Source organism: Pantoea sp. CFCC18179, assembly GCF_059412405.1.
Genome location: NZ_JBNBPM010000005.1, coordinates 253,944 through 278,559, shown reverse-complemented (window position 1 = coordinate 278,559; position 24,616 = coordinate 253,944). Strand labels below are relative to the sequence as shown.

The 24,616-nt window shown below is 55.3% G+C and carries 23 protein-coding genes and 1 other annotated feature; of the genes, 13 read left to right on the top strand and 10 right to left on the bottom strand.

The features are described from left to right. Positions 1-11: 11 nt before the first annotated feature. Positions 12-524, bottom strand: coding sequence for a primosomal replication protein PriC (priC, locus tag ACPUC7_RS12640; protein WP_494923173.1), 513 nt, complete (start codon positions 522-524; stop codon positions 12-14). A gap of 58 nt (positions 525-582) precedes the next feature. Here priC and ACPUC7_RS12635 point away from each other — a divergent pair, with 58 nt between their 5' ends. The 6 genes from ACPUC7_RS12635 to htpG all read left to right on the top strand — a co-directional run bounded on the left by ACPUC7_RS12635 (position 583) and on the right by htpG (position 6,757). Continuing rightward, positions 583-966, top strand: a complete 384-nt coding sequence (locus ACPUC7_RS12635) for a DUF454 family protein (RefSeq protein ID WP_494923172.1) — start codon at positions 583-585, stop codon at positions 964-966. 149 nt (positions 967-1,115) lie between these two features. After that, a complete protein-coding gene (gene apt, locus ACPUC7_RS12630; protein ID WP_494923171.1) occupies positions 1,116-1,667 on the top strand; it encodes an adenine phosphoribosyltransferase in 552 nt (183 codons plus the stop codon). A gap of 151 nt (positions 1,668-1,818) precedes the next feature. Further along, complete coding sequence (gene dnaX / locus ACPUC7_RS12625; RefSeq protein ID WP_494923170.1) at positions 1,819-3,795, top strand: DNA polymerase III subunit gamma/tau; 1,977 nt, start codon at positions 1,819-1,821, stop codon at positions 3,793-3,795. Then, positions 3,137-3,198, top strand: a sequence feature (DnaX frameshifting element). It overlaps the preceding gene by 62 nt. A 50-nt stretch (positions 3,796-3,845) precedes the next feature. After that, positions 3,846-4,175: a YbaB/EbfC family nucleoid-associated protein gene (locus ACPUC7_RS12620; protein WP_343552199.1), complete on the top strand. Its 330-nt coding sequence runs from the start codon at positions 3,846-3,848 to the stop codon at positions 4,173-4,175. Next, on the top strand, positions 4,175-4,780 hold the full coding sequence (gene recR / locus ACPUC7_RS12615) for a recombination mediator RecR (RefSeq protein ID WP_343552198.1): 606 nt from the start codon (positions 4,175-4,177) through the stop codon (positions 4,778-4,780). The genes ACPUC7_RS12620 and recR overlap by 1 nt, the downstream gene beginning before the upstream one ends. Positions 4,781-4,879: 99 nt before the next feature. Beyond that, positions 4,880-6,757, top strand: a complete 1,878-nt coding sequence (gene htpG / locus ACPUC7_RS12610) for a molecular chaperone HtpG (protein ID WP_343552197.1) — start codon at positions 4,880-4,882, stop codon at positions 6,755-6,757. Positions 6,758-6,846: 89 nt separating this feature from the next. On the opposite strand, the gene ACPUC7_RS12605 is transcribed toward htpG, so the two are convergent. Further along, complete coding sequence (locus tag ACPUC7_RS12605) at positions 6,847-7,716, bottom strand: LysR substrate-binding domain-containing protein (RefSeq protein ID WP_494923169.1); 870 nt, start codon at positions 7,714-7,716, stop codon at positions 6,847-6,849. Positions 7,717-7,905: 189 nt separating this feature from the next. Between ACPUC7_RS12605 and ACPUC7_RS12600 the strand changes: the two genes are divergently transcribed. The 4 genes from ACPUC7_RS12600 to ACPUC7_RS12585 all read left to right on the top strand — a co-directional run bounded on the left by ACPUC7_RS12600 (position 7,906) and on the right by ACPUC7_RS12585 (position 11,973). After that, the gene (locus ACPUC7_RS12600) at positions 7,906-8,736 is read left to right on the top strand and encodes a DUF6024 family protein (RefSeq protein ID WP_494923168.1); all 831 of its coding nucleotides are present in this window, start codon (positions 7,906-7,908) and stop codon (positions 8,734-8,736) included. A gap of 151 nt (positions 8,737-8,887) precedes the next feature. Further along, positions 8,888-9,532, top strand: coding sequence for an adenylate kinase (gene adk, locus ACPUC7_RS12595; RefSeq protein ID WP_343552194.1), 645 nt, complete (start codon positions 8,888-8,890; stop codon positions 9,530-9,532). Between the two features lie 121 nt (positions 9,533-9,653). After that, a complete protein-coding gene (gene hemH / locus ACPUC7_RS12590; RefSeq protein WP_343552193.1) occupies positions 9,654-10,613 on the top strand; it encodes a ferrochelatase in 960 nt (319 codons plus the stop codon). A gap of 58 nt (positions 10,614-10,671) precedes the next feature. Beyond that, entirely contained in the window at positions 10,672-11,973 is a 1,302-nt protein-coding gene (locus tag ACPUC7_RS12585) for an inosine/guanosine kinase (RefSeq protein WP_494923167.1), read from the top strand. Between the two features lie 48 nt (positions 11,974-12,021). Here the strand turns inward: ACPUC7_RS12585 and ybaL are convergent, their stop codons facing one another. Beyond that, on the bottom strand, positions 12,022-13,710 hold the full coding sequence (ybaL, locus tag ACPUC7_RS12580) for a YbaL family putative K(+) efflux transporter (RefSeq protein ID WP_494923166.1): 1,689 nt from the start codon (positions 13,708-13,710) through the stop codon (positions 12,022-12,024). Positions 13,711-13,929: 219 nt separating this feature from the next. After that, entirely contained in the window at positions 13,930-15,126 is a 1,197-nt protein-coding gene (locus tag ACPUC7_RS12575; RefSeq protein WP_494923165.1) for an MFS transporter, read from the bottom strand. 149 nt (positions 15,127-15,275) lie between these two features. On the opposite strand from ACPUC7_RS12575, the gene ushA reads away from it, so the two are divergent. Beyond that, positions 15,276-17,030 (top strand): bifunctional UDP-sugar hydrolase/5'-nucleotidase UshA, encoded by a 1,755-nt coding sequence (ushA, locus tag ACPUC7_RS12570; protein ID WP_494923164.1) that lies wholly within the window; start codon positions 15,276-15,278, stop codon positions 17,028-17,030. Between the two features lie 123 nt (positions 17,031-17,153). Here the strand turns inward: ushA and ACPUC7_RS12565 are convergent, their stop codons facing one another. Next, entirely contained in the window at positions 17,154-17,585 is a 432-nt protein-coding gene (locus ACPUC7_RS12565) for a multidrug/biocide efflux PACE transporter (protein ID WP_494923163.1), read from the bottom strand. A gap of 90 nt (positions 17,586-17,675) precedes the next feature. On the opposite strand from ACPUC7_RS12565, the gene ACPUC7_RS12560 reads away from it, so the two are divergent. Beyond that, on the top strand, positions 17,676-18,545 hold the full coding sequence (locus ACPUC7_RS12560) for a LysR family transcriptional regulator (protein WP_494923162.1): 870 nt from the start codon (positions 17,676-17,678) through the stop codon (positions 18,543-18,545). On the opposite strand, the gene ybaK is transcribed toward ACPUC7_RS12560, so the two are convergent. The 3 genes from ybaK to copA form a co-directional block, all read right to left on the bottom strand. Further along, positions 18,542-19,021, bottom strand: a complete 480-nt coding sequence (gene ybaK / locus ACPUC7_RS12555; protein ID WP_343552186.1) for a Cys-tRNA(Pro)/Cys-tRNA(Cys) deacylase YbaK — start codon at positions 19,019-19,021, stop codon at positions 18,542-18,544. The two genes, ACPUC7_RS12560 and ybaK, sit on opposite strands and share 4 nt — an antisense overlap. A 350-nt stretch (positions 19,022-19,371) precedes the next feature. Continuing rightward, positions 19,372-20,172, bottom strand: a complete 801-nt coding sequence (locus tag ACPUC7_RS12550; RefSeq protein WP_494923161.1) for a TraB/GumN family protein — start codon at positions 20,170-20,172, stop codon at positions 19,372-19,374. 68 nt (positions 20,173-20,240) lie between these two features. Next, complete coding sequence (gene copA / locus ACPUC7_RS12545) at positions 20,241-22,751, bottom strand: copper-exporting P-type ATPase CopA (protein ID WP_494923160.1); 2,511 nt, start codon at positions 22,749-22,751, stop codon at positions 20,241-20,243. 95 nt (positions 22,752-22,846) lie between these two features. Here copA and cueR point away from each other — a divergent pair, with 95 nt between their 5' ends. Then, complete coding sequence (gene cueR, locus ACPUC7_RS12540) at positions 22,847-23,263, top strand: Cu(I)-responsive transcriptional regulator (protein ID WP_494923159.1); 417 nt, start codon at positions 22,847-22,849, stop codon at positions 23,261-23,263. Here cueR and ACPUC7_RS12535 read toward each other — a convergent pair. Beyond that, entirely contained in the window at positions 23,239-23,700 is a 462-nt protein-coding gene (locus ACPUC7_RS12535) for an NfeD family protein (protein ID WP_494923158.1), read from the bottom strand. The genes cueR and ACPUC7_RS12535 overlap by 25 nt on opposite strands. Continuing rightward, positions 23,697-24,611 carry an SPFH domain-containing protein gene (locus ACPUC7_RS12530; RefSeq protein ID WP_343552181.1) on the bottom strand — a complete coding sequence of 305 codons (915 nt, stop codon included), beginning with the start codon at positions 24,609-24,611 and terminating at the stop codon, positions 23,697-23,699. Before ACPUC7_RS12530 ends, ACPUC7_RS12535 begins: the two co-directional genes overlap by 4 nt. Between the last annotated feature and the right edge of the window lie 5 nt (positions 24,612-24,616).

Genomic DNA, 24,616 nt, shown 5'->3' with positions numbered 1-24,616 from the left:
AGCAGCAACGATCAGCGGGCGGTAAATTGCAGCTCCAGTTTGTAAATCGCCGCGCGGCAACGTGCCAGGCGCTCTTGCAGCTGATCGACTTCACGCATTAATTGCTGCTGGATGCTCAAGGTTTCTGCGCGCGCCAAATGCTGCTCACGCTGTGCAATCATCGTCAATAAGCGTTGTTCATAGCCTTGATACTCATCAAGCTTGTGCTGACGCGGATCGACACGCGGACGTTCGCGCTGTACGCGCAGTTGTTGGCTCTGACATTCACGCTGCAACGCGGCAATTTGATCGACCACTTTCTCTGCTAACCACTGACGACGCGCCACATCGGTATCCGTGGCGCTTAACTGGCTGATGTTGCCTTCCAATTCACTCAGATAATCGGCCAGGCGTGTGCCGCGGGTGCGAAACAGCTGTGTATCGAAACGCGGCTGACGACAAGCACCATCCGGCTGCTGCGCAATTTGCTGGCGCAGTATATCTAGCACGGCGTGCAGGCGCTGTTGTGCGGGCGGTTGGGGCATCACTCTGTTTCCGTCTGTGTTAACGTAACGCTGTTTTGACTCATTTCAGGCATCAGGCATGCAGCGTATTTTACTACTGAGCCTGGGCTGGCTGGCGATTGTGCTAGGAACGCTGGGCATTGTATTACCTTTATTACCGACGACGCCATTTGTGTTGCTGGCGGCCTGGTGTTTTGCCCGTTCCTCGCCGCGTTTTCATCATTGGTTGCTGTGGCAATCGCCGTTTGGTCGTTATATCCGCCATTGGCAGCAGCATCGCGCGATGCCGCCCGGTGCCAAGTTGCGCGCCATGTTGCTGATTGTGATTACCTTTTCTGTGTCAATCTATCTGGTCAATCTGCTGTGGGTACGCATGATGCTGGGCGTGATGTTGTGCCTGTTGCTGCTGTTTATGTGGCGCATTCCGGTGGTAGCAGAAAGCAGCGACAACGCTGAACCGTAGCGTCAGGGTTGCATTTAGCCGGGTATTTGCATAGATTTGGGCATCTTCGTGTGTGGCTTCCCCTATTAACGTCTCTCCTGAACCCGGTTTCCGGGGTTTGGCGCTAGAGAAGCTGCGCGTATTAGATATTTTCTCCAGGCGTAACATTTATGACCGCAACTGCGCAGCAGCTTGAACTCATCAAAAACAGCATCAAAAGCATCCCTGACTATCCGAAGCCGGGCATTTTGTTCCGCGACGTCACCAGTTTGATGGAAGATCCGCAGGCGTATGCTGCGTCGATCGCCATTCTGGTTGAGCGTTATCGTGGCAAAGGCATCACCAAAGTGGTGGGAACCGAAGCACGTGGCTTCCTGTTTGGTGCGCCAGTCGCGTTGGGTTTGGGCGTGGGTTTTGTGCCGGTGCGCAAGCCGGGTAAACTGCCGCGTGAAACCTTCAGTGAAAGCTACGAGTTGGAATACGGCACTGATGCGCTGGAACTGCACAAAGATGCCATAAAACCAGGCGATGTGGTGCTGGTGGTGGACGATCTGCTGGCAACCGGCGGGACGCTGGAAGCGACGGTCAAACTGATCCGCCGCGCCGGTGGTGAAGTAAAAGATGCCGCCTTCGTGATCAATCTGTTCGATTTAACCGGTGAAGCACGCCTGACCGCCATGGGCGTTCAGTGCTTTAGCCTGGTGAATTTCCCCGGCCACTAAGGCCTGTGCGCTCCGCGGTGTGGCGGGGCGCAACCTCCGCAAAGTTATCGGTTGCTGATCCCGTTGTGGCTGTTAAACTACTGCCAAAATAAACAGGGTTTGCGATGCTGCATTTTCTCCCTTCTCCCTAAAATCCAGTGATTGAATCCACATGAGCTATCAGGTACTTGCGCGAAAATGGCGTCCCCAGGCTTTCGCTGACGTAGTCGGTCAGGAACATGTGCTGACTGCGCTGGCCAACGGGTTGTCACTGGGACGAATCCATCATGCTTATCTCTTTTCTGGCACGCGCGGCGTGGGTAAAACCTCCATCGCCCGTCTGCTGGCAAAAGGGCTGAATTGTGAAACCGGCATCACCTCGACGCCGTGCGGACAATGCGATAACTGTCGCGAAATCGAACAAGGCCGTTTTGTCGATCTGATTGAGATCGATGCGGCTTCGCGTACCAAAGTCGAAGATACGCGCGATTTACTCGATAACGTGCAATACGCCCCGGCGCGTGGCCGCTTCAAGGTCTACTTGATCGATGAAGTGCACATGCTGTCACGTCACAGCTTCAACGCACTGTTGAAGACGCTGGAAGAGCCGCCTTCACACGTTAAATTCCTGCTGGCGACCACCGATCCGCAGAAGCTGCCGGTGACCATTCTGTCGCGTTGCCTGCAATTCCACCTTAAAGCGCTCGACGTCGAGCAGATTCAGCAACAGCTGGCGCATGTGTTAACGCAAGAGCAGATCGCTGCCGAGCCGCGCGCATTGCATCTGCTGGCGCGCGCTGCCGACGGCAGTATGCGTGATGCCTTAAGCCTGACCGATCAGGCGATTGCCATGGGGCAGGGCAGCGTCACCCGCGACACCGTAGCGCAGATGCTGGGTACGCTCGACGATGAACAGCCGTTGGCGTTGATTGAAGCGCTGGTTGATGGGCAGGGTGAACAGGTGATGGCGCTGCTGAATCAGGCGGCGTCGCGCGGCGTGGAGTGGGAAGCGCTGCTGGTGGAAATGCTGCGCTTGCTGCACCGCATCGCCATGGTGCAACTGTTGCCGAGTTCGCTCAGTGATGACGATATCAGCCAGGCCGATCGCCTGCGTGAACTCGCGCGCGTGCTGCCGCCTGCCGATGTGCAGCTTTATTACCAAACGCTGTTGATGGGGCGCAAAGATTTGCCGCTGGCGCCGGATCGTCGCCTCGGCGTGGAAATGACGCTGCTGCGCGCATTGGCGTTTCATCCGCAAGCCACTATTGCTGAACCGGTTGCGCGTCCCAGCTTAATGCCGCAGGCCGCACCGCAAGTTGCCGCCAGCGCCGCGCCTGCCAGCGCAAAACCTGCGGCAACGCAGCCGCAAATGGCACCACCTGTTAACGAAGCACCGCCAATGTCGGATGATTATCCCGATATGCAGCCGTCGCCCGATCTGCTCCCCGATTCCACCAGCCAGTTATTACAGGCGCGAACGCAGTTGCTGCGTCAGGGAGCCGGCAAAGCAAAAAAGAGTGAGCCGGCAGCGCGTTCCGCGCGGCCGGCGAATCCGGCGCTGGAACGTCTCGCCAGTGTCACTGAACGCGTGCAGCAGCGTGCCACTGAATCCACGGTAAAAGCGCCAGCCAAACCGGAAGCTTATCGCTGGAAAACGCAGTTGCCGGTGGAAGACAAGCCTGAACCGGTGGCGACGCCAAAAGCCTTGCGTTCAGCGCTGGAGCATGAGAAAACGCCTGAGCTGGCGCTGCGTCTGGCAGAAGAAGCCCAGCAGCGCGATGCGTGGGCAGCGGAAATTGCCGCGCTGACGCTGCCGAAACTGGTGCAGCAAGTGGCGCTCAACGCGTGGAAAGAAGTGGCCGAAAACGGCATTACGCTGCATTTGCGTAGCAGCCAACGGCATCTAAATTCTGCCTCTGCTAAGCAATCGCTAACAGAAGCGCTGAGTCAATCAGCCGGTCAGCCGGTTGAATTGACCATTATTGAAGACGATAATCCCCAGGTATTGACGCCACTGGAGTGGCGGCAGGCCATTTATGAAGAGAAGCTGACGCAAGCGCGTCAGTCGATCAGTAGTGATACCCACATTCAGACATTGCGTCGATTCTTCGATGCCGATTTGGATGAAGAGAGTATTCGACCGGTGTGAACATGCTGCCGCGCGTTAATTGCGCGCAGCCCCAGCAGAGAGAGAAAACTATGTTTGGTAAAGGCGGATTGGGCAACCTGATGAAACAGGCCCAGCAGATGCAAGACAAAATGGCCAAGGTTCAGGAAGAGATCGCCGCGCTGGAAGTCACCGGTGAATCTGGTGCTGGCCTGGTTAAGGTAACCATCAACGGTGCGCACAATTGCCGTCGTGTCGAAGTCGATCCAAGCTTGCTGGAAGATGACAAAGACATGCTGGAAGATCTGATTGCTGCGGCTTTCAACGATGCGGCACGCCGTATCGATGAAACGCAGAAAGAGAAAATGGCGTCCGTTTCTAATGGTATGCAGCTGCCACCTGGCTTCAAGATGCCGTTCTGATGCAAACCAGTCCACTGCTTGAATCTTTGATGGAGTCGTTGCGTTGCCTGCCGGGCGTTGGCCCAAAGTCGGCGCAACGCATGGCTTTTCAGCTGTTGCAGCGCGATCGTAGCGGTGGCATGCGTCTGGCGCAGGCATTGACCCGCGCGATGTCGGAAATCGGCCATTGCGCCGATTGCCGCACCTTCACCGAGCAGGAAATCTGCACCATCTGCGCTAATCCGCGTCGTCAACAAAACGGCCAGATTTGCGTGGTGGAAAGCCCGGCAGATATCCACGCCATCGAGCAGACCGGCCAGTTTGGCGGCCGCTACTTTGTGCTGATGGGCCACTTGTCACCGCTGGATGGCATTGGTCCGCAGGATATTGGCCTGGATCGGCTGGAGCAGCGTCTGGAAAGCGAAACCTTAACCGAGGTGATCCTCGCCACCAATCCCACGGTGGAAGGGGAAGCCACAGCCAACTACATCGCTGAGTTGTGCGGGCAATATGGCGTTGATGCCAGCCGCATTGCGCACGGCGTACCGGTTGGCGGTGAACTGGAAATGGTCGATGGCACCACGCTGTCGCACTCGCTCGCTGGACGCCACAAGATTAAATTCTAATCACTTGCCGATGTCTTCACGGACATCGGCTTGAATTCTCCCGCTTCATCCCCATTTATCTCTCAACGTTTCATTAACCCCGATTCAGTTGAGGTAGCAATGACCACCATTAAAGGACAAGAGACGCGTGGCTTCCAGTCAGAGGTAAAACAACTTCTGCACCTGATGATCCATTCCCTCTATTCAAATAAAGAGATTTTCCTGCGCGAGCTGATTTCCAACGCTTCAGATGCCGCCGACAAACTGCGTTTCCGCGCGCTGTCGACGCCCGATCTGTATGAAGGCGACGGCGATCTGCGCGTACGTATCTCGGTCAACCCGGAAAACCGCACGCTGACGCTCAGCGACAACGGTATTGGTATGCGTCGCGATGAGGTGATTGAAAACCTCGGCACCATCGCCAAATCCGGCACCAAATCTTTCCTTGAATCGATGGGTTCCGATCAGGCTAAAGACAGCCAATTGATCGGCCAATTCGGCGTTGGCTTCTACTCGGCCTTTATCGTGGCCGACAAAGTCACCGTGCGCACCCGTGCCGCTGGCGCAAAAGCCGACGAAGCGGTGTTCTGGGAATCGGCGGGCGAGGGCGATTACACGCTGGGCGAGATTGAGAAAGCCGATCGCGGCACCGAAATCACGCTGCACTTCCGTGAAGGCGAGGATGATTTCCTCGATGCATGGCGCGTGCGTAACGTGATCAGCAAATATTCCGATCACATCGCGCTGCCGGTTGAAATCGAAACCAAAGACGAAGAGAGCGGCGAAAGCAGCTGGGAAAAGATCAACAAAGCCCAGGCGCTGTGGACGCGCAACAAGTCTGAGATCAGCGACGACGAGTACAACGAGTTTTACAAACATATCGCCCACGATTTCAGCGATCCGGCGATCTGGAGCCACAACCGTGTGGAAGGTAAGCAGGAGTACACCAGCCTGCTGTATCTGCCGTCCCGCGCGCCGTTCGACATGTTCAATCGCGACAGCAAGCACGGCCTGAAACTGTATGTGCAACGCGTCTTCATCATGGATGACGCTGAGCAGTTCATGCCGAACTATCTGCGCTTTGTGCGTGGGCTGATTGATTCCAACGATCTGCCGCTTAACGTCTCGCGTGAAATCCTGCAAGACAGCCGCGTAACGCAAAGTCTGCGCGCCGCGCTGACCAAGCGTAGCTTGCAGATGCTGGAAAAACTGGCAAAAGACGACGCGGCAAAATATCAGCAGTTCTGGAAAGAGTTCGGTTTGGTATTGAAAGAAGGCCCAGCTGAAGACAACGCCAACCAGGAAGCGATTGCCAAGCTGCTGCGCTTTGCCACTACTCAGAGCGAAGGCGCTGAGCAGACCATTTCGCTCGAAGATTATCTGACGCGTATGGTGGAAGGTCAGGACAAGATTTACTACATCACCGCTGATAGCTATGCCGCGGCGAAGAGCAGCCCGCATCTGGAGCTGTTCCGCAAGAAAGGCATCGAAGTGCTGCTGCTTTCCGATCGCATCGACGAATGGATGATGAGCTACCTCACCGAGTTCGACGGTAAAACCTTCCAGTCAGTGAGCAAAGCAGATGATTCGCTGAGCAAGCTGGCCGACGAAGAGACCGAAGAGCAAAAAGAAGCGGAAAAAGCGCTGGAGCCGTTTGTTGAGCGAGTGAAAACCTTGCTGGGCGAGCGCGTGAAAGAGGTGCGTTTAACACATCGCCTGACCGATACACCAGCGATCGTCACCACCGATGCCAATGAAATGACCACGCAGATGGCGAAGCTGTTCGCGGCGGCAGGTCAGGAAGTGCCGGACGTGAAGTACATCTTCGAAATCAATCCGGATCATACGCTGGTGAAACGTGTGGCGGATACGCAGGACGAAACGCGCTTTGCCGAGTGGGTTGAGTTGCTGCTGGATCAGGCGCTGCTGGCGGAACGCGGCACGCTCGACGATCCAAACCAGTTTATCCGTCGTATGAACCAGTTGTTGACGGCGTAAGCCAGAGCACGGTCGGCATCAATGCCGACCCTACGTTCGGACCCTTAAGGTCGCCATTCATGGTGACCTTTTTTTATTCCTTTAACGGCTTAATGCAACGCCTGATCGCGCAACCAATCGCGAAACAAGGTGATTTCCGCATCGTGCTGGCGTGAAATTTTGGTCATCATCAACGTCGCGCGATCGACGCGCACAAAACCCAACGGCGCGATCAGCGTGCCATCGTTCAACTCCTGACGTACCAACAAGCGCGGCGCCATAATCACGCCCAAACCGTTTCTTGCCGCTTGAATCCCCAACGTCAAATTATCGAAATGCTTACCAATCCAGAAATTACCGCGCGCGCCGCTGGTTTTCGCCCATTCAGCCCACGCATGCAGCCGCGTATCGGCGTGCAGCAGCGGCAGCGTCGCCAGATCCTGTTCACTGTTAAAACGCGCGGCAAACTGCGGAGCGCACAGCGGGCCGATGTAATCATCGCTGATTAGCGTGGCATCAATATCTTCATCCGGCGACTGCTCAGCGCTCAGGATCAACACATCGGTGTGCTCGCTGCGTAGTTGGTCGATCTCAACCAGCGGCTGAAATTGCACTTCAATATCGGGATAGCACTGATAAAAGCTGGCGATGCGCGGAATCAGCCATTGCGAGAGAAAACTCGGTGCGCACGAGACGCTGAGATGATGACGCATGCCGGTGCGAATGCTTTCGCAGGTGGTGGAGAGTTCGCTGAAGGCTTTCTGACAGCTAACCAACAAGCGCTCACCGTGTGAGGTTAATTTGACGCGTCCATTGGTGCGCACAAACAGCGGCTTACCCATCCAGCTTTCCAGCTGGCGAATCTGATGACTTATGGCGCTGTGGGTCACATGCAGACGTTCGGCTGCCACGCTAAAGCTGCTGTGCAGTGCCGCCTGGTGGAAATAATGCAGTGCACGTAACGATGGAAGCGCGGTCATACTCATCCCCTGTGTAAAAACCTAACAGGGATTGTCAGTTTATATCATTTTAATGTCCAGCCGCATTGGCCTAACCTTTCCCCCAGATTATGGCGGGTTGACGGGTGCGCCTCTCTGTGGTTACCCGCCATTTTGCTGCCACCTTTCAGCTCCAGCACACAGCACAATAACAAAGAGAAATGTCACGCGATGGCTCCACAACTTGCTACTGCCAGGGCGGCGGCGGCGCGCGATAAGCTTCGCGGCTTGCTATCCCGTCATTACCGGCTTGAAAATTACGATCTATTCTTTGCGCCTTCGCTGCATATCGCGCGAGTGCTGCTTTCACAACTTTTTCTGCGTCAGGAACAAGCGCGCAATCAAACACGTTACGCCTCGCATTATCCGGTCAGCGAACTCAGCGTGCTGCCAACCTTGCCGATGATGGCGGGCAATGTGGCGTTGGTGGAACACGTTGATATGCAACAGGGACGCGTTCGTGCACTGAGCGAATGCCAAAGCCAGGGCGTGACTGATGCCTCAGAATCCTTTGCCACTCAACTTCATCGCCGCCTGGTGAGCGACGCGCGCTTATTTGTCGCTCGCCTCGATCGCCATGCCGCGCTGTGCGGCGATTTAGTGTTAATCGCCTTGCGCACCGCCGATTTCAGCACGCTGGTGCGCAGCGAACTGCGGCTGTTCGAACAAGGATTAACCTTGGGTGAGGCACCAGCACAGGCGCTGGCAATAATGGATAACGGCGAATGGCGTCCGTTCAATATCGCCACTGTCGAAAGCATCGCGCTGGATTTCCCGTTGATGCTGCACTCCATTCAGCAACCGGGTTTGCCGTTTGCATTGTTCCCGTTACCGGAAGGTCTCAACATCAGCAAGCTGCCGCAGGATATTCAGGTAGTGACTGAGCACAATCGCATGCAGCTGCATGCCAACATCCGCGGTGCGTTAAACAAACATCAGAACGTCACGCCAACGCTTAAAAAACGCCTGAAAGAAGCGCTGGTGCTTAGCCGTGATTCCTAAAAACAGGCGCTCTGCTAGTATTCGCCGCTAAAGCAGGTCAAAGTAGACCTTTGCCGGCGAGCGTGCCCGTTTCCTTGTGGTGCGCGGGTCATAATGGTATGTTCTTCGCCTTCTCAGATTGATCAATGCGATTCGCAAGGGGAATTACGCAATGCGTATTATTCTGCTCGGGGCACCGGGCGCAGGTAAAGGCACTCAGGCTCAATTTATCATGGAGAAATACGGTATTCCGCAGATCTCCACCGGTGACATGTTGCGTGCGGCAGTTAAAGCCGGTTCGGAACTGGGCCAACAAGCAAAAGCGATCATGGATGCCGGCAAGCTGGTAACTGATGAGTTAGTGATTGCGCTGGTTAAAGAGCGTATCGCGCAGGAAGACTGCAAAAACGGTTTCCTGCTCGATGGCTTCCCACGCACGATTCCTCAGGCTGATGCCATGAAAGAAGCGGGAATCAAGGTCGACTACGTGCTGGAGTTTGCCGTACCGGACGAGCTGATTGTGGATCGTATTGTCGGACGTCGCGTGCATGCGCCATCTGGCCGCGTTTATCACGTCGTCAACAAGCCACCGAAAGTGGAAGGTAAAGATGACGTGACCGGCGAAGAGCTGACCACGCGTAAAGATGACCAGGAAGAGACCGTGCGTAAGCGTCTGGTGGAATACCATCAGCTGACCGCGCCGCTGATTGCCTATTACGGCAAAGAAGCGCAAGACGGCAACACCGAATATCACAAAATCGACGGCACACGTCCTGTCGCTGAAGTGAGCACGCAGTTGGCCGAAATCCTCGGTTAAGGCGTTCAAGGGCCGGTTGACCGGCCCTTTTGCAGCAATTGCTTTCCCCTCCCACGTTTTCCGCTACAATTTCCCCCTGATTTTGAATGTGACCCATTCGTTTCGACATCAAGGAAATACAATGAGGCAAGAAAAGCCCGGGGTTTTGCTGGTCAACTTAGGTACACCAGATGCACCCACCACACCTGCGGTTAAACGCTATCTGAAACAGTTCCTAGGTGATCCACGCGTGGTTGATACGCCGCGTTTATTATGGTGGCCGATTCTCAATTTCATTATTTTGCCGTTCCGCTCGCCGCGCGTGTCAAAACTGTATGCGTCGGTGTGGATGGAGGAAGGCTCGCCGCTGATGGTGTTCAGCAAACGCCAGCGTGATGCTTTAGCCCAACGCCTTGATATGCCGGTTGAACTCGGCATGAGCTACGGTCAGCCAAGTCTCGACAGCGCGTTAAAACGTTTACTGGATCAAGGCGTCACCAAGCTGATCGTTTTGCCGCTCTATCCGCAATTCTCCTGCTCAACCGTTGCGGCGGTGTGGGATGGTTTAGCCACCAGCTTCAAGCCACTGCGTTCGTTGCCGGATGTGGCGTTCATTCGCGATTACGCCGAGCATCCGGCTTACATTGCGGCGCTGAAAGCCTCGGTCGAACGTTCATTTGCTCAGCACGGTGAACCCGATTTGTTGGTGCTGTCGTATCACGGCATTCCGCAGCGTTTCGCTGATGAAGGCGATGATTATCCGCAGCGCTGCAAAGACACCACCGATGCGCTGGCCGCCGCCTTGGGCATTGCGCCGCACAAAATCATGATGACCTTCCAGTCGCGCTTTGGTCGCGAACCCTGGTTGACGCCTTACACCGATGAAACCATGCAAGGTTTGCCAGCCAAAGGCATCAAACATGTGCAGGTGATGAGTCCGGGCTTTGCCGCCGATTGTTTGGAAACGCTGGAGGAGATCAGCGAGCAGAACTGCGAATTCTTCCTGCATGCCGGTGGTGAGAAATTCGAATACATTCCCGCGCTTAATGATGATGCTGAGCATATCGAAATGATGGTGCAGCTGGTCAACGCGCGCCGTTAAAGTGGTGGCAGAGAGTGTGTTATCATTCTCTGCCTGATTTTCCCTGACGGCACTCCAGATGAAATTTCCCGGCAAACGCAAATCCAAACACTATTTCCCGGTCAACGCGCGCGATCCGCTGCTGCAAGCCACGCAGCAAGAGCAGGAAGAGGGCAGTTGGGTCGTGGGTATCGACCAAACGCTGGTGGATATTGAAGCCAAAGTCGATGACGACTTTTTGCAGCGTTACGGTCTCAGTGCCGGTCATTCGTTGGTGATTGACGATGTCACCGCGGAAGCGCTCTACAACGAACTGATGCGCGATGAACTGATCAGCCATCAATTTGCCGGTGGCACCATCGGCAATACGCTGCACAACTATTCAGTATTAGCCGACGACCGCTCAGTGCTGCTCGGCGTGATGTGCAACAACATTCAGATCGGCGGCTATGCCTATCGCTACCTGTGCAATACCTCCAGCCGTATGGACCTTAACTTCTTACAAGGCGTTGATGGCGCAATTGGCCGCTGCTTCACGCTGATTGGTGAGCAGGGCGAGCGCACCTTTGCCATCAGCCCAGGCTTGATGAACCAATTACAGGCCGACAGCATTCCCGAAGATGTGATCGCTGGCGCATCGGCGTTGGTGTTGACCTCGTATCTGGTGCGTTGCCAGCCGGGCGAACCGATGCCCGCCGCCACGCTGCGCGCCATTGAATACGCGAAAAAACACAATGTGCCGGTGGTGCTGACGCTCGGCACCAAATACGTGATTCAGGACAATCCGCAGTTCTGGCGCGATTTCCTGCGCGATCACGTGTCGATTGTGGCGATGAACGAAGAAGAAGCGTTTGCGTTGACCGGTGAGCAAGATCCGCTATTAGCGTCGAATATGGCGCTGGATTGGGTTGATTTAGTGTTATGCACCGCCGGGCCGACCGGCTTGTACATGGCGGGATTCACCGAAGACGAGTTCAAGCGCAAAACCAATCATCCGTTGCTGCCAGGCGCGCTGGCGGAGTTCAACCAATATGAATTTAGCCGGGCGATGCGCCACAAAGATTGCCAGCAACCGTTGCGTATCTTCTCGCACATCGCGCCGTACATGGGCGGTCCGGAGAAAATCATGAACACCAACGGCGCAGGCGATGGCGCATTAGCGGCGTTGTTACACGACATCACCGCTAACAATTTCCATCGCCAAAAAGTGCCGAATTCCAGCAAACATGGCCGCGTGTATCTGACCTATTCGTCGCTGGCGCAAGTGTGCAAATACGCCAACCGGGTGAGTTATCAGGTGCTAAACCAGCATTCACCGCGTTTAACACGCGGCTTGCCGGAGCGGGAAGACAGCTTAGAAGAGTCGTATTGGGATAGGTAAATAGGTAGGGTCGCCATTCATGGCGACCTGATTAATTACCGCACAATATTAAATCGGGCATTCACGCACAATCGGATTCTGCGCAATCTCTTCTTCCAGCACATTCAGCATGCTATTAGCAATTTCGCGCTCGCCCATCACCACGCGATTAGCGCCGCGTTCCAAAATGTACGTCACTTCATCGTCGTAATGTGCACGCGCGATAATCTCGATATCGGGACGCTTCTCGCGTGCCGCCGTCACCACTTCGCCCGCTTCATAGCCATTGGGAATGGTCAGCAGCAGCCAGCGCGCGCAATCCAGACGCGCCAGTTCCATGGTATCGACGCGTGCCGCATTGCCCAGCACCGCTTTAATCCCTTGCTCACGCAGCGCTTCAACGCGGGGACGCGAATTCTCGACCACCACCAATGGCACATCGGCTTCCATCAGTTTTTGCCCTAACAGGCTGCCGACACGACCGTATCCCACCAGCACCGCGTGATTACAGATATCCACCGGAATCTGCTTCTCATCTTCAATGGCTTCTTCCAGCGTCTGCTCTTCAATGGTCTCGGTTTTATCGAGATAGCGTTCCAACAAGGTAAACAGAATCGGGTTCAGCATGATGGAGAGGATTGCCGCCGCCAGCACCAGATTACGGCCTTCATCGCTCAGCATGCCGAGTGAGATGCCGAGACCAGCCAGAATAAAGGCGAACTCACCAATCTGCGCCAGGCTGACCGAAATGGTCATCGCGGTGCGACGCGAATGGCCAAGCAACGTCACCAACAACCAGGCTGCAATCGATTTACCCAGCACGATAATTGCCAGCGCGCCCAACACTGCCAGCGGCTGTTCAATCAAAATCATCGGATCAAACAGCATGCCGACCGAAACAAAGAACAGTACGGCGAACGCATCACGCAGTGGCAAGGTATCGTGCGCCGCGCGATGGCTGAGTTCCGACTCGTTCAACACCATGCCAGCAAAGAAGGCACCGAGCGCAAAGGAGACATCGAAGAATTCGACCGCACCAAAGGCGATGCCCAGCGCCAGCGCTAAAACGGCAAGGGTAAACAGCTCGCGTGAGCCAGTGGCCGCGCTTTTGGCCAGAATCCACGGCACCACGCGACGACCCACCACCATCATCAGCACCATAAAGGCGACAACTTTGCCGATGGTTAGCATCAAATCCCACAGCAGCAGCGTTGGGCTGGCGTTGCCCTCTTCCAGCATGCCCGCAATGGCCGGCAGCAGCACCAGCGTCAGCACCATCACCAAATCTTCCACAATCAACCAGCCAATGGCGATTTGCCCACGCTGACTATCAATGAGTTGACGTTCTTCCAGCGCGCGCAGCAACACCACGGTACTGGCGGTTGAGAGACACAGGCCAAAGACCAAACCGGTCATCCACGACCAGCCCATGGTCCACGAAAGCCCCATTCCCAGCAGCGTTGCCACCGCAATTTGCGCGATGGCGCCAGGAATGGCGATAGACTTTACCGACATCAAATCCTTGAGCGAGAAGTGCAATCCGACACCAAACATCAGCAGAATCACGCCGAGTTCAGCCAGTTCCGGCGCAAGATTGGTATCGGCGACAAAGCCGGGTGTGAAAGGGCCAGCGAGCACGCCAGCTAATAGGTATCCAACCAGCGGGGAAATACGCAGGCGATTTGCCAGCATACCAAGGAGAAAGGCGAGGACCAGTCCTCCGACAATGGTAGTGATCAACGGGGTAGTGTGATGCATGCCTGTCTCCTTGTGTGCAAATGTATCCGCTTGTAACAACTTAGTGTAATGCACAATCACGCACTGCGTTTAAACATTTGAGCGGTAAAAGGCGACTAAATTGAAAAAATGAGACTAAAACGCAGCTGAAGCTCCATTTTCCTCAGTTATCTCATAATATCGGCAGATTTCATGCAGAATGAAGGGGGCAAGGAAAAATAGTTGCCCCCCTAAACAGGCTTAGGCGTGACGATTATCAGGCAGGAAAGCGGTCAAAAGGCCGATAAGTGGCAGCCAGGCACAGATTTGATAGACCCATTCGATGCTGGTGTGGTCAGCCACCACGCCCAACACGGCAGCGCCCAATCCGCCCATGCCGAAGGCGAAGCCGAAAAACAGTCCAGAAACCATACCGATACGTGTCGGCATCAGCTCTTGCGCGTACACCAAAATGGCGGAGAAAGCCGAGGCAAGAATCGAACCGATGATCACGCTCAGTACGCTGGTCCACATTAAATTGGCGTGCGGCAGCAGCAGGGTAAAGGGCGCAACGCCAAGGATGGACACCCAAATCACGTATTTACGCCCAATTTTATCGCCAATCGGCCCACCAATAATGGTACCGGCCGCCACCGCGCCGAGGAAGGCAAACAGATGGAATTGCGACGCTTGCACCGAAAGCCCGAATTTCTGCATTAAATAGAAGGTGTAATAGCTGCTGATGCTGGTGAGATAAAAGTATTTGGAAAAAATCAGCAGCAGCAAAATGCTCACCGCCAGCAGCACTTTTTTGCGTGGCAGCGGATTCACCGGCACCACTTTGGCGGCAGATTTGCTGGCACGTTGTTGATGGCTGTACCAACGGCTCACTTGCAGCAGCACGATAATGCCTAGCAAGGCCGCCAGCACAAACCAGCCCAAATGGCCTTTGCCATAAGGCGCGACGATCATCGCCGCCAGTAACGGACCGAGCGCGCTACCAAAGTTGCCACCGACCTGGAACAGCGATTGTGCCAAACCATGCCGACCGCCAGACGCCATGCGCGCCACGCGTGAGGATTCAGGGTGGAACACCGACGAACCGCTACCGACCAGCGCCGCAGCCAGCAACACTTGCAGATAACTGGTGGAGAAGGTCAGCAAAATCAGCCCGCACAGCGTAAAGGCCATGCCGACGGGCAGCGACCAGGGTTTGGGATATTTATCAGTGTAATGGCCGATAACCGGCTGCAATAGCGATGCGGTGACCTGGAAGGTCAGCGTGATCAAGCCGATCTGCACAAAGTTAAGATTGAAATCCTTTTGCAGCATTGGATAGATAGCCAGCAACAGCGATTGCAGCATATCGTTGAGCAGATGCGCGAGGCTGATGGCACCTAAAATGCCAAAAGCAGTACGGCCGGGCGCGCGCGCCGGTGATGCGATTTCACTTGCCATAAAAATCCTGAAGGGGGGTTTTAGTTATCAGATTGTTACTACTTGCTGACTCTATAAGCCTTTCGTCTTGAGTTAAAGGGCCAACTATGCGACACAAGAGGGCGATAAAGCACATTAGGTTTGGAAAACGCAGCATAAGGAGATCGGCTTTGTTTTTATCACCGCATAAAGGGCGCTGGTTGGCGCTGATCATGTTACTGCTGCCAATGCTGGCGCAGGCGTGGCAAACGGATCGCAGTTATCGTTTTAGCATTCTGCACACCAACGATCATCATGGTCGTTACTGGACCAACGCCCAAGGCGAATACGGACTCGCCGCGCAAAAAACCTTGATGGATCAACAGCGCTATGATGTGCAGGCCAAAGGCGGCGGTGCATTGATTCTGTCGGCGGGTGATGTGAATACCGGCGTACCGGAATCGAACATGTTGGATGCCGAGCCCGATATTCGTGGCATGAATTTGGTTGGCTACGATGCGATGGCGTTGGGAAATCACGAATTCGATAAACCGCTCAGCGTGCTGCAAAAGCAGCAGAAGTGGGCCAAATTCCCGTTCCTGTCGGCCAACATTTACCAAAAAGGCACCGATAAGCGCTTGTTCAAACCGTGGGCAACCTTTAATCGCATGGGATTGAAGATCGCGGTGATCGGCCTGACCACCACTGACACGCTGCGCATTTCCAATCCAGAAAACATCGCCACGCTGGATATCCGCGATCCGGTGAAAGAAACCGAGAAAGCGGTAGCCGAATTGCGCGCCAGCGAAAAACCGGACGTGATTATCGCGCTAACCCACATGGGCCACTACGATGACGGCCAGCACGGCAGTAATGCGCCGGGCGATGTCGAACTGGCGCGCAGCTTGCCGCCGGGCACCATCAACGTGATCATTGGCGGCCATTCGCAGGATGCGGTGTGCATGGAAAAAGACAATGTCAGCGTGAAGGATTATCAACCGGGCCAGCCTTGCCAGCCGGATCGTCAGAGCGGTGTGTGGATCATGCAGGCGAAGGAGTGGGGCAAATATGTTGGACGCGGTGACTTCACCTTCAAAAATGGCGAGTTGACGCTGGATAGCTATCAACTGATTCCGGTCAATCTCAAGCACAAAATCAAGAACCTCGACGGCAGCGAATCCTGGCTGACCTGGCAGGAAGAGATCCCACAAAACAGTGCGATGATGAAACTGTTAACGCCGTTCCAATTGCGTGCCGCTAAGCAGCTGGACGTTAAAGTCGGTAGCAGCGACGGCGTATTTGTCGGTGAACGCGACAAAGTGCGTTTTGAGCAAACCAATCTCGGCCAGTTGATTTTGCGCGCGCAAATGGCCGCCACCAAAGCGGACTTTGCCGTCATGAGCGGCGGCGGTATTCGCACGTCTCTGGCGCAAGGCAATCTGAGCTTGCGCGACCTGTTGCAGGTGCAGCCGTTTGGCAATCAGGTGGTTTCCGTTACGCTAACCGGCAATGAGTTGCTGAGTTATCTGGCCACCGTCGCCAACATTAAAATGGATTCCGGCGGCTACGCGCAGTTCAGCAATATCAGTCTGGTGGCGGATGGCCAAGGCGTTAGCGAGGTGAAAATTAACGGTGAGCCGCTGCAAAAAGACAAAACCTATCGCATGGCGACCAATAGCTTTAACGCCAGCGGCGGCGACGGTTATCCCGCGATTGAAACCCATGCCGGTTTCACTAATAGCGGGCAACGTGATGCGGATGTGCTGCGCGAGTATGTTAGCCAGCATTCACCGCTGAAAATCAGCGATTATGCGCCGAATGGCATTGTACATCTGACCGAAGCGCAGATTCAGGAGCGCAACAAAGCGCAGGAGAAGCCACAAAAGAAGCCCAGCTATCCGCAGATGATTCTGGCGTGGATCTGGCCGCGGGCGGCACAACACTAACATCGTGCACTAACCGTAGCGGCGCGATTCATCGCGCTCTTTTGACCTAATTCATCGCGATTAAAATGCGCAATAAATTGCGCCGCTACGGATTGTGCGAGCCTTAACGGCGCAAAATTATTATCACGCGCGACAGGATTTTTGCGTCACCCAACGCTGACGCAATTTATCCCACGCCCAGTTGTAGGCCATGGTATACGGCAGGAAGAACAGGAAGAACGCCACTTCAACCATAAAGGCTTGCAGCAGGCTAATATCCAGCATCCACGCAGCAATCGGTAGACCAATCACAATAAATCCACCTTCAAAGCCCAGAGCATGTAACGCACGCAAACCAAGACCACGTTTAGCCTGCGGCGGCCAGATACGGTCAAAACCGGCGTTATAAATCATGTTCCACAGCATGGCGACGGTCGATAACATGATCGCCAATGCGCCCATCTGAAACAGCGGTTTATCCATAACCCAGGCAGCCAGCGGTGCAACTGTGATAATCGCCAACACTTCAAAGCCTGCGGCATGACAAAAACGTTCTTTCAGCGAACGGGTACGCATATAAACCTCCAAATTGGTTAGGACGCGCATTTTCTCACTGCGTGATGCTAAGATAAAATGAATACCTATCGATAAAAGCGATGGTTCACCATGAAATACTCCCCAGAATCCCTTGAGGCGTTTGTGCAAACGGTGGCGAGCGGATCGTTCTCGGCGGCGGCGCGCGCGTTAGCAAAAAGTCAATCAACCATCAGCAGCGCAGTGGCGAATCTGGAAGACGATCTCGGTTTCACCTTGTTTGATCGCAGTGGACGCCAGCCGGTGCTCACTGAGCAAGGCCAGCGCGCGTTGGCGCAGGTGCAGCAGATTTTGGCGGCCAGTCAGCGGCTGGATGAACTGGCGATGCGCTTGTCGCAAGGCGTTGAGCCGCGCTTGAGCATGGCGATCTCCGACTTCTGGCAGGCCGATCATCACGTCAATTTGCTCAATCGCTTTGAGGCGCGTTATCCCGATATCGAGTTCGAATGCATGATTGCTGAAGATGCCGATGCCATCGATCTGATTCAGGCCGGTCGCGTGCACCTTGGCGTGGTGCGCGCACAACCACAATTGCCGCCAGATATCGCGGTGGCGCGCTTACAGGTTGGCGCGCAGATGGCGATTTATCTGCATCAGGATCACGCGTTTTCGCAGCTGGATCAGGTCAGTGAAGGGCAACTCGGCGAGCTGCGGCATCTGCGGCTCAATACGTGGGTACAAAACCGCGATCCGTTACCGGCCGGGCGCGTCTGGTCGGCGCCGTCTTATTTATTACTGCTGGAAATGGCAGAACAAGGCTTTGGCTGGAGCGTGCTACCACGCTGGCTGGTGGAGCAGTTTGGTCATCAGGTGCTAAAAGAGTTGCCGGTGCCGGGCTGGCCGCAGCGCATTGCGGTGGATGTGATTTGGTCGCGACGCAATCCACCGGGACCGGCTGGGCGCTGGATGATCGATCAGCTTTGCGCCCAGCAGCCCGATTAATCGCGTCGGGCGATATCGGCCAGCGGCGCGTCGAGCAGGCGAGACAAATCTTGTGCCGCCAGTTCCAGATCCAATCCGCGTTTGCCGCCTGAGATAAAGATGGTAGCAAACTCCGCCGCTTGCTGGTCGATCACCGTTGGCAGACGTTTTTTCTGCCCCAGCGGACTGATGCCGCCCACCAGATAGCCGGTTACGCGCTGCGCCAGTTGCGGATCGGCCATATCGGCTTTTTTCGCGCCCAATGCTTTGGCGACTTTTTTTAGGTCCAGCTGAGTCGAGACTGGCGTGACTGCAACCGCTAAGGCTTTGGCGTCACCGTTGAGCGCCACTAACAGCGTTTTGAAAACCTGGCGCGCATCCAGATTCAATTTTCGTACCGCCTCGTCACCAAAATTGGTTTCGTGGCTGTCGTGATCGTAAGGATGCAGGGTAAAGGTGACTTTTTGTTTTTCCAGAAGTTTTACCGCGGGCGTCATGATCGTTCCTTGTTAGGAAAATTCTTATTTCAGTTTTGGTGGAAAAATAGTGGCGAAATTCTGAACTTTGCGCGAGAATTGCCCCGCGCCAGTAAGAGATTGCTGGTGATAACCAAAATCATAAACAAATTCCTCTTTGACGGGCCAATATCACTATTGGCCTTCTTTTTTGGTTTTTTTCACGTTTGGCTACACACATCCGCATCGTCGGTCACCATAAATGGCGACCCTACAACGGCGGTTCAGTGGGCGTATTTCCGCATCATGGGTATTGGTCACCATAAATGGCGACCCTACAAAAACGCTCAGAATATTCGTAGGGTCGCCATTTATGGTGACCGCAAACCGCGTTAACGCTTCAGCAATTCCGGCAAATTATCGTCGCCGTACAGGTGCAACGCGCCGACCGCCACCACATAACGTCCTTTCGGTAACGCCAACAACAACTCGCGCCAATGCTGATTACGGTTGCGCATCAGCGTATCGTTTAACTCGCTACTAAAGGTGCTGGGCAGCGCGACCGGTTGCTGCTTGGGTGGCGTATCCAGCCACCAGCTGATCATGGTTTGCAGCAGGCGCGCGTTGGTGTGCCAATGCTCCAGCGTATCCAACAGCAGCGCTAAGCCGTCCTGCGGCAGCGATTTCAACAAGGCGATCTGCGTTTCCGGGCCTTCCAGCTCGATAATGCGTTTATTCGCCGCCTTCGCTGCCTGCAACAGCTGATAATCAATACCGAACTGTGGACGTAATCCCAGCCGCTGCGCCTGTTGCGCTTGCAACATCAAGGCGATCTGCCAAAACGGCAGCGTGTCAAACACGCTGATCGATAGCGAAACCTCATCGCACAACGCTTGCAGCCGCTGCAGCGTCGCCTCTTCTAAGCGGGTTGCCAGCGGCGGACATTGATCGTCTTCGCTAAACGGCGAGCCGCCTTGAGTGATATCGGCTTCCACCACCAGCGCATCAGCTTTGTTAAGTTGACGCAGCAAACCTGCGGGCAGCGGCTGCATATCGCGCGTGCCCATATGAATGCTGCCCGCCAGATGCAAACGGCGATCGCCCAGTTGGATATCCATGGCCGGCCAACTGTAGCTAGCCGGGAAAAGGGTCGCGATCCGTTGTTGGATGCTGTGCCACAGACCGTGTCTCATTCCCTGTCCTTTTAAATGCAAAAATCCATGCTAGCGATTTCGCTCACTGAAAAACAGGGCCGTGATGGCTATTCACGCGGCGCAGGCTTGAAGCGCAACAAGCGATTCGCATTGCTCACCACGGTAATCGATGACAGCGCCATCGCCGCACCCGCCACAATCGGGCTGAGCAACATTCCGGTAAACGGATAAAGCACGCCCGCCGCAATCGGAATGCCGAAGCTGTTATAGATAAATGCGCCCAGCAAGTTCTGCCGCATATTGCGTAGCGTGGCGCCAGCAATCGACAGCGCATCGGCAACGCAGTGCAAATCGTTACGCATCAGCGTCATCGCGGCGGTTTCTACCGCGACATCGCTGCCGCCGCCCATTGCGATACCGACATCAGCCTGCGCCAGCGCGGGTGCATCGTTGATACCGTCGCCAACCATCACCACTTTGCGGCCTTGCTGCTGCAACTGGCTAATCGCCTGCGCTTTGCCATCCGGTAGCACACCAGCAATCACCTCATCAATACCCGCTTCAGCGGCAATAGCTTGCGCCGTTTTTTGGTGATCGCCAGTCAGCATAATTAAGCGATAGCCTAACTGATGCAGCCGTTGCAGCGCCGCTTGGCTCTCCGGACGCAAGCTGTCGCGCAGCGCGATCAAACCCAGCAATTGATGACGATCGGCGAGCAATACCGGCGTAGCTCCTTGTGCCGCAAAGCGCTCGATATCGGCTTGTGCGGCGCTGTAATCGATGTGCTGTTCATCCAGCAACGCTTGATTGCCCAGCAGCAGCGTTCTGTCGGCAACTTTAGCGCTGATGCCTTTGCCGCGTATTGTACGAAATTGCTTAACCGCCTCGCTGCTGACATCGGGGGCCGCCGCAATAATCGCTTTTGCCAGCGGATGGCTAGAACCTTGCTCCATCTGCGCGGCGGCGCTGAGTACTTGCTGGCGATTCCAGTCGCCATAGATCAACACATCGCTGACCTGCGGCGTGCCGCGCGTTAAGGTACCGGTTTTATCGAACACGATGGTGTCGACTTCGCTGGCGCGCTGTAAGGCATCAGCATCCCGCACCAGCACGCCCAATTCTGCGGCGCGCCCGACGCCTGCAATCACCGACATCGGTGTGGCTAATCCCAACGCGCAAGGGCAGGCGATGATCAGCACCGTGGTCATGATCACCAGCGTGTAAGCCAATTGCGGCTGTGGGCCGACCCAATACCAGATCGCGCCGCTGATTAGCGCAATCGCTACCACCACCGGCACAAACACTGCCGAAATGCGATCGGCTAATCGACCGATATCCGGTTTGCTGCTTTGCGCCTGACGCACCAAATTAATGATGCGTGCCAACGTGGTGTGGCTGCCGGTGGCGCGTGCAATAAAGTGCAGCGTGCCATCTTGCACCAATGTGCCAGCAAAGATTTTTTCGCCGGGTTGCTTGGCTTGCGGCACGGCTTCGCCGGTGAGCATCGCTTCATCAAACCAGGCTTCACCGTTAGAGACTTCACCGTCCACCGGCACGCGATCGCCGGTTACCAGTTTGATGGTCATGCCCGGCTGCACTTCGCTCAACGGCAGCAGCGTTTCGCTGCCATCCTTGATCACGCGCGCCTGCGCTGGAGTTAAATCCAGCAAACGTTCCAGCGCTTTCGAGGCACGCTGGCGTGCCCGTTGTTCCAGCGCATGCCCCAGATTAATCAGGCCAACGATCATCACGCTGGCTTCGAAATAGAGATGTCGCGCTTGATGCGGGAAAAACGCCGGCCACAACGCCACGCTCATCGAATAGAGCCACGCCGCGCCGGTTCCCAACGCCACCAGCGTATCCATAGTGGCGCTGCCGTGGCGCAAACTGCGCCATGCGCTGCGATAGAAATGGCCACCGGCAATCATCATCACCAGCAAGGTGATGACACCCAGCGAACGCCACAGCGTTTGGTTTTCGGCGCTCAGCATCATATTGTCGCCGAGCATGCCCCAAATCATCATCGGCACACCGAGCAGCAATGCTAATGCTGATTGCCAGCTAAAGCGGCGCATCGCTTGTTGGGCGCTAACTTGCTGGCGTTCGCGGCGGGTTTGTTCATCATCGATCACTTCGGCGGAATATCCGGCTTGATCGACGGCGCGCACCAGCGCATCGGCTTCTGCATCCCCTAAAATCAGCGCGCTGCGCTCGCCGAGATTAACGCGTGCCTGGCTCACGCCGGGCACCTTTTGCAGAGCCTGCTCCACACGGCTGACACAACTGGCGCAGCTCATACCACCAATCAGTAAGTGATGCACCGCTTCCGTGGTTGCTGCCGGTTGCGACTCCGTTGTCAGCGCCTCCGGCGGCGGCTCTGTAGCTGTCAACGGTTCAGGCTTTGGGTGGGTTGTGCCGTCTTTTAATACTGCGTGATAACCGGCCTGTTCAACGGTAGCGATCAGGTCGTCAGCGCTCGCCGCACCGGTCACGCGTGCTTCTTGCTGGGTAACCTCGGCTTGTTCAACATCACCGCGTTGTTCCAGTGCTTCTTTTACGCGTTTAACGCAGTGGCCGCAGGATAAGCCATCCAGCGCCAGCAGTTGGGTATGTGACATGCTTAACTCCTCAGTTAATGATTTTGACTGCATGCAAGATATGCATTAGAACTAGATGCTAAACCTTCCCCTGAATGGAAGGTCAAGAGGTGAAAATGAACATCAGCGATGTGGCAAAAAAAACCGGACTCACCAGCAAAGCAATTCGCTTTTACGAAGAGAAGGGCGTGGTGACGCCACCGGCGCGCGGTGAAAATGGCTATCGCCATTACGCAGCGCACCATCTCGATGAATTGAATCTGCTACGCCAGGCGCGTCAGGTCGGCTTCACGTTAGAAGAGTGCCGCGAGCTGGTGGCGCTGTTCAACAATCCGGCGCGGCATAGCGCGGATGTTAAAGCGCGTACTTTGCAGAAAGCGGATGAGATCGCTGCGCACATTGAAGAGTTACATGCGATGCGCGCGCAGCTGCTGGCGCTAGCGGAAGCCTGTCCGGGCGATGACAGTGCAGAGTGCCCGATTATCAATCACCTTGCCGGTTGCTGCCGTCAGGCGGATGGCGAGCGCGGTTGAATCATCAGCGTGATACCGACAACGCCGGTAACGATCACCTTGGTGCCTGCGGGCAGATCGCTATCGGCCTGCACGCGCCAACTGCTGTCGCCAATGCGCACGTGGCCCAAACCGTTTTGCAGCGTGCTATCTAGCGTCAGTTGCATGCCCATCAATTGGCTGCCGCGCTGATTCAGCGTATTGGCTTGTTGCGATGATTCGCGATAGCGCATCCAGCGATACCAGAAAAACACGCAAAGTAACGTCAAAACCGCAAACAAAACGCCTTGTCCGGTCCAGGATAGCGGAATTACCCACTCAGTGACGCCAACCAGCACCGCCGCTAATCCGCTCCACAATAGATAGCCGCTGGTGCCGAGCATTTCGGCAGCCAACAGCAAACCGCCGAGCGTGAGCCAGAACCAGTGTGGATGCGCGATCAGCTCCATCAGGATCATGGTCTTCGCTCCTGACGGCTCTCCTTCAGCAGTTCACTGATGCCGCCAATCGCGCCCATCAAACTGCTGGCATCCAGTGGCATCATTACCAGTTTGCTGTTGTTGGCTTCACCGATTTTTTGCAGTGCATCAGTGTATTTCTGCGCCACGAAGTAGTTCACCGCCTGAATATCGCCAGCGGCGATGGCTTCAGACACCATGCGGGTGGCGGTGGCTTCGGCTTCGGCCTGACGTTCGCGAGCTTCAGCTTGCAGGAAGGCAGAGGTGCGTTCGCCTTCCGCTTTGAGAATTTGTGATTGTTTATCACCCTCAGCGCGCAGAATCGCTGCCTGGCGCACGCCTTCCGCCGCCAGAATGTCGGCACGTTTGGTGCGTTCGGCTTTCATCTGCGCATTCATTGCGGCAATCAGTTCCTGCGGCGGACGCACGTCACGGATTTCGATACGGGTGATTTTCACGCCCCACGGGTTGGTCGCTTCATCGACGATATGCAGCAGGCGCGTGTTGATGTTATCGCGCTGCGACAGCATTTCATCCAACTCCATGCTGCCGAGCACGGTACGGATATTGGTCATGGTTAAGTTAAGGATCGACAGCTCAAGATTGCTGACCTCATAAGCCGCACGTGCCGGATCGACCACTTGAATGAAGCACACCGCATCAATGGTGACGTTGGCGTTGTCTTTGGAGATGATTTCTTGCGAGGGGATATCGAGTACTTGTTCCATCATATTGATCTTGCGACCAATGCGATCCATGAACGGCACCAACAAATTCAGGCCGGGCGCCAGCGTTTTGGTATAGCGTCCAAAGCGTTCAACCGTCCACTGATAACCTTGTGGAACAATTTTTACGCCAGCCCACACCACCACCAGTGCGAACAGAATCAGAACGGGAATCACCGTTAACATATAAC

What these genes read in the sequence shown, in the direction of transcription:
- priC (WP_494923173.1), bottom strand. Translation starts at nt 524, where the DNA reads ATGCCCCAACCGCCCGCACAACAGCGCCTGCACGCCGTGCTAGATATA.
- ACPUC7_RS12635 (WP_494923172.1), top strand. Translation starts at nt 583, where the DNA reads ATGCAGCGTATTTTACTACTGAGCCTGGGCTGGCTGGCGATTGTGCTA.
- apt (WP_494923171.1), top strand. Translation starts at nt 1,116, where the DNA reads ATGACCGCAACTGCGCAGCAGCTTGAACTCATCAAAAACAGCATCAAA.
- dnaX (WP_494923170.1), top strand. Translation starts at nt 1,819, where the DNA reads ATGAGCTATCAGGTACTTGCGCGAAAATGGCGTCCCCAGGCTTTCGCT.
- ACPUC7_RS12620 (WP_343552199.1), top strand. Translation starts at nt 3,846, where the DNA reads ATGTTTGGTAAAGGCGGATTGGGCAACCTGATGAAACAGGCCCAGCAG.
- recR (WP_343552198.1), top strand. Translation starts at nt 4,175, where the DNA reads ATGCAAACCAGTCCACTGCTTGAATCTTTGATGGAGTCGTTGCGTTGC.
- htpG (WP_343552197.1), top strand. Translation starts at nt 4,880, where the DNA reads ATGACCACCATTAAAGGACAAGAGACGCGTGGCTTCCAGTCAGAGGTA.
- ACPUC7_RS12605 (WP_494923169.1), bottom strand. Translation starts at nt 7,716, where the DNA reads ATGACCGCGCTTCCATCGTTACGTGCACTGCATTATTTCCACCAGGCG.
- ACPUC7_RS12600 (WP_494923168.1), top strand. Translation starts at nt 7,906, where the DNA reads ATGGCTCCACAACTTGCTACTGCCAGGGCGGCGGCGGCGCGCGATAAG.
- adk (WP_343552194.1), top strand. Translation starts at nt 8,888, where the DNA reads ATGCGTATTATTCTGCTCGGGGCACCGGGCGCAGGTAAAGGCACTCAG.
- hemH (WP_343552193.1), top strand. Translation starts at nt 9,654, where the DNA reads ATGAGGCAAGAAAAGCCCGGGGTTTTGCTGGTCAACTTAGGTACACCA.
- ACPUC7_RS12585 (WP_494923167.1), top strand. Translation starts at nt 10,672, where the DNA reads ATGAAATTTCCCGGCAAACGCAAATCCAAACACTATTTCCCGGTCAAC.
- ybaL (WP_494923166.1), bottom strand. Translation starts at nt 13,710, where the DNA reads ATGCATCACACTACCCCGTTGATCACTACCATTGTCGGAGGACTGGTC.
- ACPUC7_RS12575 (WP_494923165.1), bottom strand. Translation starts at nt 15,126, where the DNA reads ATGGCAAGTGAAATCGCATCACCGGCGCGCGCGCCCGGCCGTACTGCT.
- ACPUC7_RS12565 (WP_494923163.1), bottom strand. Translation starts at nt 17,585, where the DNA reads ATGCGTACCCGTTCGCTGAAAGAACGTTTTTGTCATGCCGCAGGCTTT.
- ACPUC7_RS12560 (WP_494923162.1), top strand. Translation starts at nt 17,676, where the DNA reads ATGAAATACTCCCCAGAATCCCTTGAGGCGTTTGTGCAAACGGTGGCG.
- ybaK (WP_343552186.1), bottom strand. Translation starts at nt 19,021, where the DNA reads ATGACGCCCGCGGTAAAACTTCTGGAAAAACAAAAAGTCACCTTTACC.
- ACPUC7_RS12550 (WP_494923161.1), bottom strand. Translation starts at nt 20,172, where the DNA reads ATGAGACACGGTCTGTGGCACAGCATCCAACAACGGATCGCGACCCTT.
- copA (WP_494923160.1), bottom strand. Translation starts at nt 22,751, where the DNA reads ATGTCACATACCCAACTGCTGGCGCTGGATGGCTTATCCTGCGGCCAC.
- cueR (WP_494923159.1), top strand. Translation starts at nt 22,847, where the DNA reads ATGAACATCAGCGATGTGGCAAAAAAAACCGGACTCACCAGCAAAGCA.
- ACPUC7_RS12535 (WP_494923158.1), bottom strand. Translation starts at nt 23,700, where the DNA reads ATGATCCTGATGGAGCTGATCGCGCATCCACACTGGTTCTGGCTCACG.
- ACPUC7_RS12530 (WP_343552181.1), bottom strand. Translation starts at nt 24,611, where the DNA reads ATGTTAACGGTGATTCCCGTTCTGATTCTGTTCGCACTGGTGGTGGTG.